General features: G+C 59.7%; 17 protein-coding genes. 12 read left to right on the top strand and 5 right to left on the bottom strand.

The genetic code is table 11. From position 1 onward, the window contains the following. Positions 1-6: 6 nt before the first annotated feature. Positions 7-309, bottom strand: coding sequence for a hypothetical protein (locus tag LOY52_RS00450; RefSeq protein ID WP_258677629.1), 303 nt, complete (start codon positions 307-309; stop codon positions 7-9). 224 nt (positions 310-533) lie between these two features. On the opposite strand from LOY52_RS00450, the gene LOY52_RS00445 reads away from it, so the two are divergent. Continuing rightward, positions 534-1,592: a PA0069 family radical SAM protein gene (locus LOY52_RS00445; protein ID WP_258677627.1), complete on the top strand. Its 1,059-nt coding sequence runs from the start codon at positions 534-536 to the stop codon at positions 1,590-1,592. Positions 1,593-1,676: 84 nt separating this feature from the next. On the opposite strand, the gene LOY52_RS00440 is transcribed toward LOY52_RS00445, so the two are convergent. Next, positions 1,677-2,258 (bottom strand): hypothetical protein, encoded by a 582-nt coding sequence (locus LOY52_RS00440; RefSeq protein WP_258677626.1) that lies wholly within the window; start codon positions 2,256-2,258, stop codon positions 1,677-1,679. A gap of 492 nt (positions 2,259-2,750) precedes the next feature. Here LOY52_RS00440 and LOY52_RS00435 point away from each other — a divergent pair, with 492 nt between their 5' ends. Next, on the top strand, positions 2,751-3,482 hold the full coding sequence (locus tag LOY52_RS00435; protein WP_098966495.1) for a carbonic anhydrase: 732 nt from the start codon (positions 2,751-2,753) through the stop codon (positions 3,480-3,482). A 90-nt stretch (positions 3,483-3,572) separates the two neighbouring features. Continuing rightward, positions 3,573-5,099 carry a SulP family inorganic anion transporter gene (locus LOY52_RS00430; RefSeq protein ID WP_258677623.1) on the top strand — a complete coding sequence of 509 codons (1,527 nt, stop codon included), beginning with the start codon at positions 3,573-3,575 and terminating at the stop codon, positions 5,097-5,099. A gap of 123 nt (positions 5,100-5,222) precedes the next feature. Here the strand turns inward: LOY52_RS00430 and LOY52_RS00425 are convergent, their stop codons facing one another. Then, positions 5,223-5,855: a hypothetical protein gene (locus LOY52_RS00425; protein ID WP_007962790.1), complete on the bottom strand. Its 633-nt coding sequence runs from the start codon at positions 5,853-5,855 to the stop codon at positions 5,223-5,225. A 369-nt stretch (positions 5,856-6,224) separates the two neighbouring features. On the opposite strand from LOY52_RS00425, the gene coxB reads away from it, so the two are divergent. From coxB to LOY52_RS00405, 4 genes are all read left to right on the top strand, one after another. After that, positions 6,225-7,352: a cytochrome c oxidase subunit II gene (gene coxB / locus LOY52_RS00420; protein ID WP_007962788.1), complete on the top strand. Its 1,128-nt coding sequence runs from the start codon at positions 6,225-6,227 to the stop codon at positions 7,350-7,352. A gap of 82 nt (positions 7,353-7,434) precedes the next feature. Next, positions 7,435-9,021 (top strand): cytochrome c oxidase subunit I, encoded by a 1,587-nt coding sequence (gene ctaD / locus LOY52_RS00415; RefSeq protein WP_007962785.1) that lies wholly within the window; start codon positions 7,435-7,437, stop codon positions 9,019-9,021. A 126-nt stretch (positions 9,022-9,147) separates the two neighbouring features. Then, on the top strand, positions 9,148-9,699 hold the full coding sequence (locus LOY52_RS00410; RefSeq protein WP_096797313.1) for a cytochrome c oxidase assembly protein: 552 nt from the start codon (positions 9,148-9,150) through the stop codon (positions 9,697-9,699). Positions 9,700-9,724: 25 nt separating this feature from the next. Then, entirely contained in the window at positions 9,725-10,612 is an 888-nt protein-coding gene (locus LOY52_RS00405) for a cytochrome c oxidase subunit 3 (RefSeq protein ID WP_027610223.1), read from the top strand. Positions 10,613-10,619: 7 nt separating this feature from the next. Here the strand turns inward: LOY52_RS00405 and LOY52_RS00400 are convergent, their stop codons facing one another. Continuing rightward, positions 10,620-10,823 (bottom strand): twin transmembrane helix small protein, encoded by a 204-nt coding sequence (locus tag LOY52_RS00400; RefSeq protein ID WP_041073718.1) that lies wholly within the window; start codon positions 10,821-10,823, stop codon positions 10,620-10,622. A 71-nt stretch (positions 10,824-10,894) separates the two neighbouring features. On the opposite strand from LOY52_RS00400, the gene LOY52_RS00395 reads away from it, so the two are divergent. The 5 genes from LOY52_RS00395 to LOY52_RS00375 are packed head-to-tail and all read left to right on the top strand — an operon-like array spanning position 10,895 to position 14,803. After that, positions 10,895-11,635, top strand: coding sequence for an SURF1 family protein (locus LOY52_RS00395; RefSeq protein ID WP_258677621.1), 741 nt, complete (start codon positions 10,895-10,897; stop codon positions 11,633-11,635). Beyond that, positions 11,601-12,194 carry a hypothetical protein gene (locus tag LOY52_RS00390; RefSeq protein WP_258677619.1) on the top strand — a complete coding sequence of 198 codons (594 nt, stop codon included), beginning with the start codon at positions 11,601-11,603 and terminating at the stop codon, positions 12,192-12,194. Before LOY52_RS00395 ends, LOY52_RS00390 begins: the two co-directional genes overlap by 35 nt. A 10-nt stretch (positions 12,195-12,204) precedes the next feature. Beyond that, entirely contained in the window at positions 12,205-13,284 is a 1,080-nt protein-coding gene (locus LOY52_RS00385) for a heme A synthase (protein ID WP_258677617.1), read from the top strand. After that, positions 13,272-14,171 (top strand): heme o synthase, encoded by a 900-nt coding sequence (gene cyoE / locus LOY52_RS00380; RefSeq protein ID WP_003220336.1) that lies wholly within the window; start codon positions 13,272-13,274, stop codon positions 14,169-14,171. The genes LOY52_RS00385 and cyoE overlap by 13 nt, the downstream gene beginning before the upstream one ends. Continuing rightward, positions 14,168-14,803 (top strand): SCO family protein, encoded by a 636-nt coding sequence (locus tag LOY52_RS00375; protein ID WP_007962772.1) that lies wholly within the window; start codon positions 14,168-14,170, stop codon positions 14,801-14,803. The genes cyoE and LOY52_RS00375 overlap by 4 nt, the downstream gene beginning before the upstream one ends. Positions 14,804-14,983: 180 nt before the next feature. On the opposite strand, the gene LOY52_RS00370 is transcribed toward LOY52_RS00375, so the two are convergent. Continuing rightward, the gene (locus tag LOY52_RS00370; protein ID WP_047597043.1) at positions 14,984-15,754 is read right to left on the bottom strand and encodes a MetQ/NlpA family ABC transporter substrate-binding protein; all 771 of its coding nucleotides are present in this window, start codon (positions 15,752-15,754) and stop codon (positions 14,984-14,986) included. Positions 15,755-15,765: the final 11 nt, after the last annotated feature.

Raw genomic sequence — 15,765 nt, 5'->3', positions numbered from 1 at the left:
TCCCTATTACGGATTCATGATACTTACATAAGCCTTGGCCAGCGCCAGCAACTTGGCCTTGTCATCTGCATCGACATCACCGTCACCATCGACATCCTTGTCATTGCGCACATCGAAGGTCTTGCCCCCGTCATAGGACGACGCAATGATAATCCGCGAATCCAGCAGAGAGTCGGTCTGCACGGCGTTCTCTGCATCCCAGCCGGATTGCTTCAGCGCAAACTGCATGGACACCAGGACTTCATCCGGATCAACCGGCGTCGGACCAAGTTTCTGCAGAAAGATGCCACGATGGTTAAAGTTAGACACGTTTAATTCCTTTTAAATATTGAATAGCAGAATGACAACACGGCGGATACTAACGACATTGCAAGTTGTACTGCTACTTGAAACATGTGTCTCCGGGTTGCAGTAAAAAAAGGTAATCAATAAACCGGATAACCTGGATCACATCCCCCGAATCGCCGAACGGCACTGGCTGTTTCCTCGCACCAGCGATACTGTATGCACATACAGCCATCAGGACACCTCCGATGCACACGCCCTTGCCTCCCCGCGGTCGCGGCACCGCGACCAACCCGCACAACCGCTTCGCGCCGAATCGTTCGGTAGCCGAGGACGACGGCTGGTATCAGGAAGTGCCCGAGACGCAAAACACCGAGGTGATGATCGAGACCGCGAAAACCATCATCACCCGCAACACCTCGCCGGATCTGCCCTTCGACCGGTCGATCAATCCCTATCGCGGCTGCGAGCATGGTTGCATCTATTGCTATGCGCGGCCCAGCCACGCTTATTGGGACATGTCGCCGGGGCTGGATTTCGAGACCAGGCTGATCGCCAAGACCAACGCCGCCCAGGTGCTGGAAGAGCAGCTCAGCAAGCGCGGCTATCAGTGCGCGCCGATCAATCTTGGCTCGAACACTGACCCCTATCAGCCCATCGAACGTGAACACCGGATCACCCGCCAGACCCTTGAAGTGCTGTTGCGCTACCGGCACCCGGTGACCATTGTCACCAAAGGTTCGCTGATTCTGCGCGACCTCGACCTGCTCACCGAGCTGGCGCAGCAACGGCTGGTGGCGGTGATGATCAGCCTGACCACGCTGGACGATGAACTCAAACGTATCCTCGAACCGCGAGCCGCTGCACCGAAAGCACGGCTGCGGGCGATCCGGGTGATGCGCGAAGCAGGCATTCCGGTGGGGGTGCTGTGTTCGCCGATGATTCCGATGATCAACGACAGCGAAATCGAAAGCCTGCTGACCGAGGCGCATGCCGCCGGTGCACAAAGTGCCGCCTACATGATGCTGCGTTTGCCGCTGGAAGTGGCGCCGCTGTTCGAGGAATGGCTGCACGCACACTATCCGCAGCGCGCGGCCCATGTCCTGAGCCTGATCCGCCAGAGCCGTGGCGGCGAGCTCTACGACAGCCGTTTCGGCGCCAGGATGCGCGGCGAGGGGCCGTTCGCCGACTTGCTGGCGCAACGTTTTGCCAAAGCCATCAAGCGTCTTGGCCTCAATCATCGTGATGGCTACGACCTCGACTGCACGGCTTTTTGTCCGCCAGGGGCACAAATGTCTCTGTTGTAGGCAGAGCGCAAACAATAAAAAATCGCCTGAGGGAGTCTGGCTCCATCAAGCGATTATTTGGATCTACTGGCTTCGGAGAAGCTGTTATTTGAACCAGTTACCGATCCAGTCGACGATGCGACGAGCGGTATTCTTGATGTTTTCCCAAGCGTTTTTAACCCACTCGACAAACTGCTCAACAATATTGCTGACCCAGAAATAGATCTCGTTGTATAACTTGCTGAAAAACGCCATGATCTGATCCGACACAGAAAGGATTACACCCTGAGTCGCCGGATATTTTTCACCAATATCAATAGCCTTATCGTACATATCATCGATCATCTTGTTGGAAGATTCTTTCTGCGCTGCACGCTTCTCCTCCATACGCTTCCTGAACTCCTCGCTGGCAGCGTCACCACCACCGCTTTCCTTGAACCGCTCGGTGTCCGCGGTGATCTGATTCTGAATTTCATTGGTATTAGCGGCACCGTTTCTTTGCGAATCGTCTTTCAAGCCTTCAACTGCCGCGGTTTCTTCCGGTGTCAGCGAAGTGAGCGCAGAAACGGTTGGGTAAAACGGTTTGACCAGAACTTGGCGGCGCGCCCCAGGCGTATGATCGCAACTTGCCTTATGAAATTCGCGCAGCGCATTCATGGTAGTAACAAATGTAGTTTGAGTTGTCATTTTTTCAATCCTTGAATAATAAATTAGACGAACACACTAATCATGCCCGCCAAAAAACTATAGGAACAAAACGATTGAGCCACAACAACTTAGTCATTTCAAAATAATAAGATCGATTACAAATAAAACAACTAACACGAGACTAAATCCAACTAATACCAACTTCCTCCTCATTATCAAATGGCACAGATGAAATTTTTTTCAACTTGATCGCGCGGCCTTCTGTCCGCCGGGTCGCCAGATGTCGTTGATTTAGCGACAATCGGCTTATGGTTGAGGGTTGGAATCCCTCCGTTGAAATACGCCAGTCACGTTTTTGTGACCTGGAACACACGTTCTAGAGCGCTCGATTCAGTTTGAGTTAAGTTTCGGCGGCTACCTTGTTCATCGAGTGACTGACGGGTCGGGATGGCCCGGATGTTTTAAACAGCCACTGGCTTCATACCGGAACACACGGGAATGACTCCCCGAATCCGCCAAAGAGGATGAATCATGAGTGACAAGGATAAACAGCCGTTGGCTGCGTCGGCGCAAGCCGTCCCTGGGGCGGAATCCGCCGATGCAGCGCTGCGTACGATCGTTGACGGCTTTTTGCATTTTCATCATGAGGTCTTCCCGCAGCAGGAAGAACTCTTCAAGAAACTCGCCACGGCGCAATCGCCGCGGGCGATGTTCATCACCTGCGCCGACTCGCGCATCGTACCCGAGCTGATCACCCAGAGTTCACCGGGCGATCTGTTCGTGACCCGTAACGTCGGCAATGTCGTACCACCTTACGGCCAGATGAACGGCGGCGTTTCCACCGCGATCGAATACGCGGTGCTGGCGCTGGGCGTGCAACACATCATCATCTGCGGCCACTCCGATTGCGGTGCCATGCGCGCAGTGCTCAATCCGGACAGCCTGGAAAAAATGCCGACGGTCAAAGCCTGGTTGCGCCACGCCGAAGTGGCAAAAACCATGGTGCACGAAAACTGTAACTGCACCGACGAAAAAGAAAGCATGCCGATCCTCACCGAGGAGAACGTCATCGCCCAACTGCAGCACTTGCGTACCCATCCTTCGGTAGCCTCACGCATGGCGAACGGTCAACTGTTCATCCATGGCTGGGTCTACAACATCGAAACCAGCGAAATCAAGGCTTACGACGCGGATCAGGGACGCTTCCTGCCGCTCGACGGCAGCCATCCGATTCCGGTGGCGACGCCCAAAGCGCGCTTCTAAATCCTCCTAAAAATCTGTGTGGTTTGATGCCGGCCGCTGTTTCAGCGGTTCGGCGAAGCCATGCCTGAAGAAAACTTCGGGAGAGTCACCATGCGTGCTGCTCAATTGAAAGCGGTGTTGCCACGGGAGCTGCTGGCTTCGGTGGTTGTGTTTCTGGTCGCGCTACCGCTGTGCATGGGTATCGCGATTGCTTCCGGGTTGCCACCGGCCAAAGGCCTGATCACCGGGATCATCGGTGGTCTGGTGGTCGGTTGGCTGGCGGGTTCGCCGTTGCAGGTCAGCGGGCCGGCAGCAGGTCTGGCGGTGTTGGTGTTCGAGTTGGTGCGCCAGCACGGGATCGAGATGCTCGGGCCGATTCTGTTGCTCGCCGGGTTCCTGCAACTGGTGGCCGGGCGCCTCAAGCTCGGTTGCTGGTTTCGGGTGACGGCGCCAGCGGTGGTCTACGGCATGCTCGCCGGGATCGGCGTGCTGATCGTTCTGTCGCAGGTGCATGTGATGCTCGATGCCAAGCCGCAGCCGTCCGGGCTGGATAACTTAACGGCGTTCCCCGGTGCGGTGTCGCAAGCCTTGCCGTCGTTCGGCTGGCAGGCCGGCTTGCTCGGGCTGGCGACCATTGCGGTGATGTGGCTGTGGGAGAAATTTCGCCCGCATTCGCTGCGCTTCATTCCCGGTGCGCTGCTCGGCGTCGGTCTGGCCACGGGCGCCAGCCTGCTGTTGGCGTTGCAGGTTAAACGGGTCGAGGTGCCGGAGAATCTGGCCGAAGCCATTGACTGGCTGAAACCGGCGGACTTGCTCAGCCTCGCCGATCCAACCCTGTTGATTGCGGCTTTTGCCGTGGCGTTCATCGCCAGCGCCGAAACGCTGTTGTCCGCTGCTGCGGTGGATCGCATGCACAACGGCGTGCGCTCGGATTTCGACCGTGAACTGTCGGCGCAAGGCGTCGGCAACATGCTCTGCGGTCTGGTCGGTGCGCTGCCGATGACCGGAGTGATCGTGCGCAGCTCGGCCAACGTCCAGGCCGGTGCAACCACCCGATACTCGACGATCTTCCATGGTCTGTGGCTGCTGGCGTTCGTGCTGTTGCTGTCGAGCGTGCTGCAAAGCATTCCGGTGGCGAGTCTGGCAGGCGTGTTGGTGTACACCGGGTTCAAACTGGTGGATCTCAAAGCCTTTCGCGGCCTGGGCCGTTACGGACGGATGCCGATGTTCACCTACGCCGCCACGGCACTGGCGATCATCTTCACCGACCTGCTAACCGGTGTGCTGATCGGTTTCGGTCTGACGATGTTGAAACTGGCGTTCAAGGCATCGCGCCTGAAGATCAGCCTGATCGACCTGCCGCAGGACGGCGAGATGGAATTGCGTCTGGTGGGCGCGGCGACCTTTCTCAAGGTACCGGCGCTGACCCAGGTGCTGGGCAGCATTCCGCAGGGCACGACGGTGCATGTGCCGCTCAATAACCTGAGCTACATCGACCATTCGTGTCTGGAGTTACTGGAGGAGTGGGGCCGGGCGAATGCGGCGAAGGGGTCGAAGCTGTTGATCGAGTCGCGTGGGTTGAAGCGACGGTTGGAGGGGCGGGTTCGCACAACAACAGGCATCGGCGCTGCCGGTTAAATCTGCGGGTTGAACTCAACCCCTGTAGGAGCTGCCGCGGCTGCGATCTTTTGCTCTTGATTGTTAAAAACAACATCAAAAGATCGCAGCCTGCGGCAGCTCCTACATTGGATTGTGTGTAACTCAGGCAGCGGGCTGGTCGAGCTCCAGGCCCACGCCGAGGCGACGGCCCATGCACGGCCAGCGCTTCCACGCCGCTCCGGTGTCCGGACTGCTGAGTTTGTCGCGGTAGGCCTCTACCGATTCCAGCGCAAAACTCTCGTCGTCGAGCATCTCGTCGATAGTGTGATGCACCACTTCGTCCAGTTGATTGGCAAATTCCTCACCGAGCAATTGGTGAGCAATCAGATTGGCGACCGTCATGTCCAAGGGGATCAGTGGCTGGCCGAGGTGCTTGATGTACAGGTCGTTGACCTCTTCGACAAAGCGGTGCGCCAGATAGGCTTCATCCAGCAGGCTGTCCAGACCGACCGGCGGCTGGAGGAAGTACTGCTCGGCGATTTTCAGCACCGGTTTGATCTGCGACTCGATTCCCGCTTCCCTGGCAACTTCATTGGCTGCGTCCAGCATGTCTGGTACTTCGTCGATATAGGCGGTGACAAAGCTCGTCAACGCTTCTTCGCGGTTAGCGTCCGGCAACTGGATGGCCGAATGCAGATGAGGCAACTTGGCTTCCAGCTGACGCTTGAGGCGTCCGGTTTCATTTTCGGTTTGTCGGGCTTTTTGGATCTGCTCGCGCAATGCGGCGGTGTTCATGAAAACTCCAGGAAACAAGGCAATGAAATAGGGAAGACATAACTTAGCTGGCTTACGAAAAATGCTAAGACGCATTTGTCATAATTATTTCATCCTTGATACACCTGCGTTATATCGGTTTGCCACCACTCGTCCGCATCCTTCTCCATTCGTGCCCTTGAGCGCAAGCTTTGGCTGTTCCAGATCATTTACGCGACGACATTGCAATTCCCGATGGCTGTCTATACTCGCCATTGAATGGAGTTAGCTGATGACGCCCGACTGCACCCGCAGCAAGGCCCGGCGATTCAAGTTCGTAGTCTGATGCAGCCGCTCCCTTGCCGCAGGCGAAAGCCGGCGGGATAACAAGAACGATAAGGGGAACCCGCAATGATGCGACATCCACACGTCTGGATGGGCCTCCTGTTGTGGTCGATTTTCAGCCCGGCCCATGCGGCCTGGACTGTGAATATGGCGCCTGGAGCGACTGAAATCAGTCACGCAGTATTCGACCTGCACATGACCATTTTCTGGATCTGTGTGGTGATCGGGATCATCGTCTTCGGCGCCATGTTCTGGTCGATGATCGTGCATCGCCGCTCGACCGGGCAGGTCGCTGCAAAATTCCACGAAAGTACCACCGTCGAGATTCTCTGGACGGTCGTGCCGCTGCTGATCCTGGTGGCGATGGCCGTTCCGGCGACCGCCACCCTGATCCGCATGTACGACACCAGTGAGCCGGATATCGATATCCAGATCACCGGTTATCAATGGAAGTGGCACTACAAATACCTGGGTCAGGATGTCGAGTTCTTCAGCAACCTGGCCACCCCTGCCGAACAGATCCACAACAAGGAAGCCAAGGGCGAGCACTACCTGCTCGAAGTCGACAAGCCGCTGGTGCTGCCGGTCGGCGCGAAAGTGCGCTTCCTCGTGACCTCCGCCGACGTTATCCACTCCTGGTGGGTGCCGGCCTTCGCGGTCAAGCGCGATGCGATCCCGGGGTTCGTCAACGAAGCCTGGACCCGCATCGACAAGCCCGGCCTCTACCGTGGCCAGTGCGCCGAGTTGTGCGGCAAGGATCACGGCTTCATGCCGATCGTGGTCGACGTCAAAGAGAAGGCCGACTACGACAAATGGCTTGCCGACCGCAAAGCAGAAGCTGCGCAGCTCAAGGAGCTGACCAGCAAGGAATGGACGCTGGACGAGCTTAAAGAGCGCGGCGACAAGATCTATCACACCACCTGCGTGGCCTGTCACCAGGCCGAAGGCCAGGGTCTGCCGCCGATGTTCCCGGCGCTCAAGGGCTCACCGATTGCCACCGGGCCCAAAGCCGATCACCTGCACCGCGTGTACTTCGGCAAACCCGGCACCGCCATGGCAGCGTTCGGCAAGCAGCTGTCGGAAGTCGATATCGCAGCGGTCGTGACCTACGAACGTAACGCCTGGGGCAACAACAAGGGCGACATGGTCACGCCAAAAGAAGTGCTGGAGCTCAAACAGGCGGAAAGCAAATGAGCCGGTCTATCGCGTACTTCGTGAATCGGTCGGGGCAATGCGCCCCGGCCAGCCCCGTCCACTCACGTAAAGGAGACCGGCCATGAGCGCTGTAATCGATGACCACGGTCATGCCGACCACGCCCACGGTCCCGCCAAAGGCTTGATGCGTTGGGTGCTGACCACCAACCACAAGGACATCGGTACGCTGTACCTGTGGTTTGCGTTCTGCATGTTCCTGCTCGGCGGCACGTTCGCCATGGTGATCCGCGCCGAGCTGTTCCAGCCCGGGCTGCAGATCGTCGAACCGGCGTTCTTCAACCAGATGACCACCATGCACGGCCTGGTGATGGTCTTCGGGGCGGTGATGCCGGCGTTCGTCGGCCTTGCCAACTGGATGATCCCGTTGATGATCGGCGCGCCGGACATGGCCCTGCCACGGATGAACAACTTCAGCTTCTGGCTGCTGCCGGCGGCTTTCCTGCTGCTGGTCTCGACCCTGTTTACCGCCGGTGGCGGGCCGAACTTCGGCTGGACGTTCTATGCGCCGCTGTCCACCACCTACGCGCCGGAAAGCGTCACCTACTTCATCTTCGCCATCCACCTGATGGGGATCAGTTCGATCATGGGCGCGATCAACGTGATCGCCACCATCCTCAACCTGCGCGCCCCCGGCATGACCCTGATGAAAATGCCGCTGTTCGTCTGGACCTGGCTGATCACCGCGTTCCTGCTGATCGCGGTGATGCCGGTGCTGGCCGGGTGCGTGACGATGATGCTGATGGACATCCACTTCGGCACAAGTTTCTTCAGTGCCGCCGGTGGCGGTGACCCGGTGCTGTTCCAGCACGTGTTCTGGTTCTTCGGCCACCCCGAGGTGTACATCATGATCCTGCCGGCGTTCGGCGCCGTCAGCCAGATCATCCCGACCTTCTCGCGCAAGCCGCTGTTCGGCTACACCTCGATGGTCTATGCGACGGCGAGCATCGCGTTCCTGTCGTTCATTGTCTGGGCGCACCACATGTTCGTGGTCGGCATCCCGCTGGTGGGCGAGTTGTTCTTCATGTACGCGACCATGCTCATCGCCGTGCCGACCGGGGTGAAAGTGTTCAACTGGGCCAGCACGATGTGGCAGGGGTCGCTGACCTTCGAGACGCCGATGCTGTTCGCCGTAGCGTTTGTGATCCTGTTCTCGATCGGCGGTTTTTCCGGGCTGATGCTGGCCATCGCCCCGGCGGACTTCCAGTACCAGGACACCTATTTTGTGGTCGCGCACTTCCACTATGTGCTGGTGCCGGGAGCGATCTTCGGGATCTTCGCCTCGGCCTATTACTGGCTGCCGAAATGGACCGGGCACATGTACGACGAAACCCTCGGCAAGCTGCACTTCTGGCTGTCGTTCGTCGGCATGAACCTGACCTTCTTCCCGATGCACTTCGTGGGATTGGCGGGGATGCCGCGTCGGATTCCGGACTACAACCTGCAGTTCGCCGACTTCAACATGGTCTCGTCGATCGGCGCGTTCATGTTCGGTGCCACGCAGATCTTCTTCCTGTTCATCGTGATCAAGACCATTCGTGGCGGCCCGCCAGCCCCGGCCAAACCGTGGGATGGCGCCGAAGGTCTGGAGTGGAGCGTGCCGTCACCGGCGCCGTATCACACCTTTACTACGCCGCCGGAAGTGAAATGAACACGAATCTCCCTGTGGGAGCGAGCCTGCTCGCGAAGAACGATGACGCGGTCCATCTGATGCACCGAGTTGCCTGCTTCGCGAGCAGGCTCGCTCCCACAAGGGATCTGGTGCGAGGCATGAACCATGGCTGATTCGATCTCGCTGAAAAAACTGGTCACCCGCCTGCTCGGCGTGGTGGTGGCGATGTTTGTCTTCGGCTTCGCCCTGGTACCGATCTACGACGTGATGTGCAAGGCCTTCGGCATCAATGGCAAAACCGCCGGGCAGTACGAGGGCGAGCAGGTGGTGGACAGTTCGCGCCAGGTGCGCGTGCAGTTTCTGTCGACCAACAACATCGACATGCCCTGGGAGTTCTACCCCAAGCACGACGAGTTGACCGCCAACCCCGGCGCGGTCAACGAGATGATTTTCATCGCGCGCAATCCCACCGACAAACCGATGAGTGCGCAAGCTGTGCCGAGCATCGCGCCGAGCAACGCCGCGGCGTATTTCCACAAGACCGAATGCTTTTGCTTTACCCAGCAGGTGCTGCAGCCCGGTCAGCAGATCGAGATGCCGGTGCGTTTCATTGTTGACCGCGACATGCCCAAGGACGTGAAGCACCTGACGCTGTCCTACACGCTGTTCGATATCACCGCCCGACATCCTCCGGTGGCTGCAAACACTGGCGGTTAAGCGTGCCCGATAAGGAGAACAATAAATGGCAACTCATGAGCACTATTACGTCCCGGCCCAGAGCAAATGGCCGATCATCGCCACCTTCGGCATGGTTATCACCGTGTACGGCCTGGCGACCTGGTTCAACGATCTGAAGGCTGCGCGCCCGGAATCCCACGGCCCGTACATCTTTTTCGTCGGCGGGCTGTTGCTGGCGTACATGCTGTTCGGCTGGTTCGGTGCGGTGATCAAGGAAAGTCGCGCCGGGCTGTACAGCCCGCAGCTCGATCGCTCGTTCCGCTGGGGCATGAGCTGGTTCATCTTTTCCGAGGTGATGTTCTTCGTCGCCTTCTTCGGTGCGCTGTTTTACGTGCGTCACGTCTCGGGGCCAGCGCTCGGCGGTGAAGGCCCGAAAGGCATCGCCCACATGCTCTGGCCGAACTTCCAGTTCACCTGGCCGCTGCTGCACACCCCGGACCCGAAACTTTTCCCGCCGCCCAAGGAAGTCATCAGCCCGTGGGGCCTGCCGCTGATCAACACGATCCTGCTGGTCAGCTCCAGCGTGACCATCACCATCGCCCACCATGCCTTGAAGAAGGGCCATCGCGGCGCACTGAAAATCTGGCTGGCGATCACCGTTCTATTGGGCTGCGGCTTCCTCGCCCTGCAGGCCGAGGAATACATGCACGCTTATCACGAACTGGGCCTGACCCTGGGTTCGGGCATCTATGGTGCGACGTTCTTCATGCTCACCGGTTTCCACGGTGCCCACGTGACCATCGGCACGATCATTCTGTTCGTGATGCTGATGCGCATCATGAAGGGCCATTTCGATGCCGAGCATCAGTTCGGTTTCGAGGCAGCGAGCTGGTATTGGCACTTCGTCGATGTGGTGTGGATCGGTTTGTTCGTCTTCGTTTACGTGCTCTGAGCACTGATCACCAAGGCGCGTGCGACACCAGTTGGCCGCTGTAGAAGCCCCAGGCAATCAGGCCGACGGTGGCAGCGGCCAGAGCCACCCGAACACTCAAGGCGATCACCAGGCGATTGGAACTGCTGTCGTCCTTGACCAGGAAAAACAGGCCGCTGAACAGGCTGATCACCGTGGCAATCAGCAGCACGACAATGGCTGCCTTGAGCATGGGAAGAACTCCGAGGGACAGGCGATGCAGTTGAGTATAGCGAGCGCGACGACTGCCTTTGTGGCGCGGCCATGAAGCTCTTTCGGCCGGGCGTGATACCGACCGTGGTGGTGGCGCTGTTGCTGCCGCTGCTGGTGTCGCTGGGTTTCTGGCAACTGGGCCGGGGCGCGGAGAAAACCGCCCTGCTCGCCACTTACGCCGAGCGCCGTGCGGCCGAGCCGATGGCCAGCAGCGAATTGCTGCACAGCGCCGACCCGGCCTTTCGCCGCGTGCACCTGTACGGCCAGTTCGATAGCGCCCACAGCCTGCTGCTGGATAACCGTCAGCGCAACGGCAAGGTTGGCGTCGAGCTGCTGCAGCCGTTTCAGGATCGGGCCAGCGGCCAGTGGCTGCTGGTCAATCGCGGCTGGCTGCCATGGCCGGATCGCCGGGTAACGCCAAAATTTTCCACCCCCGCCGACACGGTGAACCTGGATGCCTGGGTCTACGTCGCCCCCGGCGCGACCTTCCAGTTGCACGCCGACCCGGCCAGCAGCACCTGGCCGCAAACCGTCACCGCCGTCGAGCCGGCCAGGCTGTGGAAAGCCCTCGAACGCGACGGCTTCGCCTACGAACTGCGCGCCGAACCTGGCCCCGCCAGCTACGAGGCCGACTGGCCCGTCGTGGCCATGGGTCCGGAAAAACACCTCGGTTACGCCGTGCAGTGGTTCGCCATGGCCACCGCCCTGTTCGGTCTCTACGTCTATTTGGGCTTGCACAACGCAAAGGAGAAAACCCATGGGAACGGCCATGAATCCACCCAGCATGTCTGAGGCGAAAACCCCGGCCACCCGCCGCCGAGGGCGGATCCAGCTGCTGCTGATTGTGCTCGGCGTGGTCGGCCCGATGCTGCTCGCCACCGGCATGTACAAATTGCAGTTCTGGGTGCCGGAAGGTCGCAGCTATCACGGCGAACTGCTCGGCAACGGCCAGACCCGCGCCGACCTCGGCGTGCAAGCCGATGAACAGCGCTGGCAGATGCTGGTGACCGCGCCGAAGGATTGCGCGGTGGACTGTCAGCAACTGGTGTACCTCGCCCGGCAGATCCAGATCGGTCTCGGCCGCGATGCCGGGCGCGCCAGCCACGCCCTCGCCGCTGCCCAACCGCTGAGCGCCGACTACGAAGCCAAATTGACCCGCGAATACCCGCAGCTGCAACGCTACCCGCTGGACAGCGCAGCGTTGAGCAAGGCCACCGGCGACAAGGCCACGCCACAACTGTGGATCATCGACCCCCACGGCAACCTCGTGCTGCGCTACGACCCGAGTGTGAAGGGCAAGGATCTGCTCAACGACCTGCGCCACCTGCTGAAACTGTCGAACATCGGATAAGGGCATCGTCATGGCCAAACCTGGATTTCGCCTCGCGCTGTTTGCCACCCTGCTGGCACTGATCGTCGTGCTGCTCGGCGCCTACACCCGCCTGACCCACGCAGGCTTGGGCTGTCCGGACTGGCCGGGCTGTTACGGTTTTATCAGCGTGCCGAAAAGCGAAGCCCAACTGGCCCATGCCGAGCTGCATTACCCCGACTCGCCGGTGGTGGCGCACAAGGGCTGGAACGAGATGATCCACCGCTACTTCGCCGGCACCCTCGGCCTGCTGATTGCGATTCTGGCCGGGCGTGCCTGGGTCAATCGTGGTCATCCGGGCCAGCCGTTGAAACTGCCGCTGTTTCTGCTGGCGGTGGTGTTAGCCCAGGCGGCGTTCGGCATGTGGACGGTGACGCTCAAGCTCTGGCCGCAAGTGGTCACCGGACACCTGCTCGGCGGTTTTGCGACGTTGAGTCTGCTGTTCCTGCTGACCTTGCGATTGTCCGGCGTGCTGCCGGCGCTGACCGTGCCCAAGCGCTTGCAGTATTGGGCAACGGCGGGACTGTTACTGGTGATCGGCCAGATCGCACTGGGTGGTTGGGTCAGTTCCAACTACGCGGCGGTGGCCTGCATCGACTTCCCGACCTGCCACGGTCAATGGCTGCCACCGGCGGACTTTGCCAACGGCTTTCACTTGACCCAGCACATCGGCCCCAATTATCTCGGCGGCCAACTCGACAGCGATGCACGCACAGCGATTCACCTGACCCACCGCATCGGCGCGCTCCTGGTGACGATCGTCCTGCTCGGTCTGGCCTGGCAACTCAGGGCTGTCGGCATGACGCGTTTGGCCGGACTAGTCGTCATTGCCCTCGGCGCACAGATCACCCTCGGCATCAGCAACGTGTTGTTCCATCTGCCGCTGCCGGTGGCCGTGGCGCACAACGCTGGTGGCGCAGCGCTGCTGCTGAGCATGGTGCTGGTCAATTATCACGCGCGCACCAGTCTGGTTCGGGTCAAACAGCCGATGTTGGCACGCTGGCGTCTGAGCCCACGTAAACATTCGGCCGCGCCCATCACGATAAAAGGAGAAACGCCATGGCGCTTCTGATCGGCGAACGCCCCGCGCAAGCACTGTGGCGTGACTATCTGGAGCTGACCAAGCCGAAAGTGGTGGTGCTGATGCTGATCACCTCGCTGGTCGGCATGTTCCTCGCGACCCGCGCCGGGGTGCCGTGGACGGTGCTGGTGTTTGGCAATCTGGGCATTGCGTTGTGTGCCGGTGGCGCGGCGGCGGTCAACCATGTGGTCGACCGGCGCATCGATGCAGTGATGGCGCGCACGCACAAACGGCCATTGGCCGAGGGCAGGGTTTCACCGGCAGCGGCGCTGACCTTTGCGCTGGTGCTGGCCCTGCTCGGGCAGGCGATGCTGCTGACTTTCACCAATGCGCTGACCGCGTGGCTGACCCTCGCTTCGCTGCTCGGCTACGCGGTGATCTACACCGGTTTCCTCAAGCGTGCGACGCCTCAGAACATCGTCATCGGTGGCCTGGCCGGCGCCGCCCCACCGCTGCTCGGCTGGACCGCCGCCACCGGTCACGTCAGCGCCGAACCGTTGCTGCTGGTGCTGATCATCTTCGCCTGGACCCCGCCGCACTTTTGGGCGCTGGCGATTCATCGCAAGGAGGAATACGCCAAGGCCGACATCCCGATGCTGCCGGTGACCCACGGCGAGCACTACACCAAGGTGCATATTCTGCTGTACACCTTCGCGCTGCTCGCGGTGAGCCTGCTGCCGTACGTGATCCACATGAGCGGCGTGCTCTACCTCATCTGCGCCCTCGCGCTGGGCGCAAGGTTTCTGCAATGGGCCGTGGTGCTGTACCGTGGCACTCGGCCGCACGCGGCGATCAACACCTTCAAGTACTCTATTTATTACTTGTTCCTGTTGTTCATCGCCCTGCTCGTAGACCATTACTTACTGTTGAACCTATGACTCGAACCCAGAAAACCGTTTTCATCCTCGTCGCCGTGATCGCGCTGATCCTGGGACTGACCGTCAACAAAGTGCTGAGTGGCAAGGGCCAGGGCGACCCCACCGCGCTGATCGACGCCGGGATCATCCTGCTGCCGCAGAGCCGCACCCTGCCGGGTGTGACCATGACCAATCAGGACGGCCAACCGGTCGCCATCGATGAGTTGAAAGGCAAGTGGAGTCTGCTGTTCTTCGGCTACACCTTCTGCCCGGACATCTGCCCGACTACCCTCGCCCAACTGCGCCAGATCAAGAGCGAGTTGCCCAAGGATGCTGTGGATAAGTTGCAGATCGTGCTGGTCAGCGTCGACCCGAACCGCGACAACCCGCAGCAGTTGAAGCAGTACCTGGGCTACTTCGATCCGCAGTTCGTGGGCCTGACGCCAAAGTCGATCGAAGAGCTGCAGAAGGTGGCGAATGCGGTGAGTATTCCGTTCATTCCGGCCGATACCAGCAAACCGAATTACACGGTGGATCACAGTGGCAACCTCGCGGTGATCGGCCCGGACGGCACCCAGCGCGGGTTCATCCGTGCGCCGCTGAACAACGCCAAACTGGTTGCGCAGCTCCCGGTGATGCTCAACCGCAAGTAATCAGGCAAGACATTCCTGTGTAGGAGCTGCCGAAGGCTGCGATCTTTTGCTCTTGATCTTCAACAGCAAGATCAAAAGATCGCAGCCTCGTTTCACTCGACAGCTCCTACAGGGGAATTTGCCCCATAAAAAAGGCGATCCTGAGGGATCGCCTTTTTATTGCGCCTGTCCCGTCCTGTATCAGAACGCCGGCAACACAGCGCCTTTGTACTTCTCGGTAATGAATTTCTTCACTTCCGGGCTGTGCAGCGCAGCCGCCAGTTTCTGCATCGCGTCGCTGTCCTTGTTGTCCGCACGGGATACGAGGATGTTCACGTATGGCGAGTCGTTGCCTTCGATCACCAGCGCATCCTTGGACGGATCGAGCTTGGCTTCGAGCGCGTAGTTGGTGTTGATCAGCGCCAGATCGACCTGGGTCAGCACGCGCGGGATGGTCGCAGCTTCCAGTTCACGGATTTTCAGGTCTTTCGGGTTCTGCGCGATGTCTTTCGGGGTCGACAGAATATTGGTCGGATCCTTCAGGGTGATCAGGCCAGCCTTGGCCAGCAGCAACAGCGCACGGCCGCCGTTGGTGGCGTCGTTCGGGATCACCACGTTGGCGCCGCTTGGCAGATCCTTCAGATCCTTGATCTTGTTCGAGTAGGCGCCCAGCGGCTCCAGATGCACACCGGTCACCGCCACCAGGCTGGTGCCCTTGGCCTTGTTGAACTCATCGAGGTACGGCTGGTGCTGGAAGAAGTTGGCGTCCAGGCGCTTCTCGGCCACCTGCACGTTCGGCTGAATGTAGTCGGTGAAGACCTTGACCTTCAGATCCACGCCTTCTTTGGCCAGGGCCGGCTTCACGAATTCGAGGATTTCCGCGTGCGGCACCGGAGTGGCGGCAACGGTCAGGGTTTCAGCGTGGGCCGAAAAAGCGGCTACGGCAGCGAAAGCAGCGATCAGTTTTTTCATTCAGCTAACTC

The sequence above is a fragment of the Pseudomonas sp. B21-051 genome, from assembly GCF_024748795.1.
Lineage (GTDB): Bacteria > Pseudomonadota > Gammaproteobacteria > Pseudomonadales > Pseudomonadaceae > Aquipseudomonas > Aquipseudomonas putida_A.
This window is presented reverse-complemented; position numbering and strand designations above follow the sequence as displayed.

Coding starts and splice junctions, on each gene's coding strand:
- LOY52_RS00445 (WP_258677627.1), top strand. CDS start 534: ATGCACACGCCCTTGCCTCCCCGCGGTCGCGGCACCGCGACCAACCCG.
- LOY52_RS00440 (WP_258677626.1), bottom strand. CDS start 2,258: ATGACAACTCAAACTACATTTGTTACTACCATGAATGCGCTGCGCGAA.
- LOY52_RS00435 (WP_098966495.1), top strand. CDS start 2,751: ATGAGTGACAAGGATAAACAGCCGTTGGCTGCGTCGGCGCAAGCCGTC.
- LOY52_RS00430 (WP_258677623.1), top strand. CDS start 3,573: ATGCGTGCTGCTCAATTGAAAGCGGTGTTGCCACGGGAGCTGCTGGCT.
- LOY52_RS00425 (WP_007962790.1), bottom strand. CDS start 5,855: ATGAACACCGCCGCATTGCGCGAGCAGATCCAAAAAGCCCGACAAACC.
- coxB (WP_007962788.1), top strand. CDS start 6,225: ATGATGCGACATCCACACGTCTGGATGGGCCTCCTGTTGTGGTCGATT.
- ctaD (WP_007962785.1), top strand. CDS start 7,435: ATGAGCGCTGTAATCGATGACCACGGTCATGCCGACCACGCCCACGGT.
- LOY52_RS00410 (WP_096797313.1), top strand. CDS start 9,148: ATGGCTGATTCGATCTCGCTGAAAAAACTGGTCACCCGCCTGCTCGGC.
- LOY52_RS00405 (WP_027610223.1), top strand. CDS start 9,725: ATGGCAACTCATGAGCACTATTACGTCCCGGCCCAGAGCAAATGGCCG.
- LOY52_RS00400 (WP_041073718.1), bottom strand. CDS start 10,823: ATGCTCAAGGCAGCCATTGTCGTGCTGCTGATTGCCACGGTGATCAGC.
- LOY52_RS00395 (WP_258677621.1), top strand. CDS start 10,895: ATGAAGCTCTTTCGGCCGGGCGTGATACCGACCGTGGTGGTGGCGCTG.
- LOY52_RS00390 (WP_258677619.1), top strand. CDS start 11,601: ATGGGAACGGCCATGAATCCACCCAGCATGTCTGAGGCGAAAACCCCG.
- LOY52_RS00385 (WP_258677617.1), top strand. CDS start 12,205: ATGGCCAAACCTGGATTTCGCCTCGCGCTGTTTGCCACCCTGCTGGCA.
- cyoE (WP_003220336.1), top strand. CDS start 13,272: ATGGCGCTTCTGATCGGCGAACGCCCCGCGCAAGCACTGTGGCGTGAC.
- LOY52_RS00375 (WP_007962772.1), top strand. CDS start 14,168: ATGACTCGAACCCAGAAAACCGTTTTCATCCTCGTCGCCGTGATCGCG.
- LOY52_RS00370 (WP_047597043.1), bottom strand. CDS start 15,754: ATGAAAAAACTGATCGCTGCTTTCGCTGCCGTAGCCGCTTTTTCGGCC.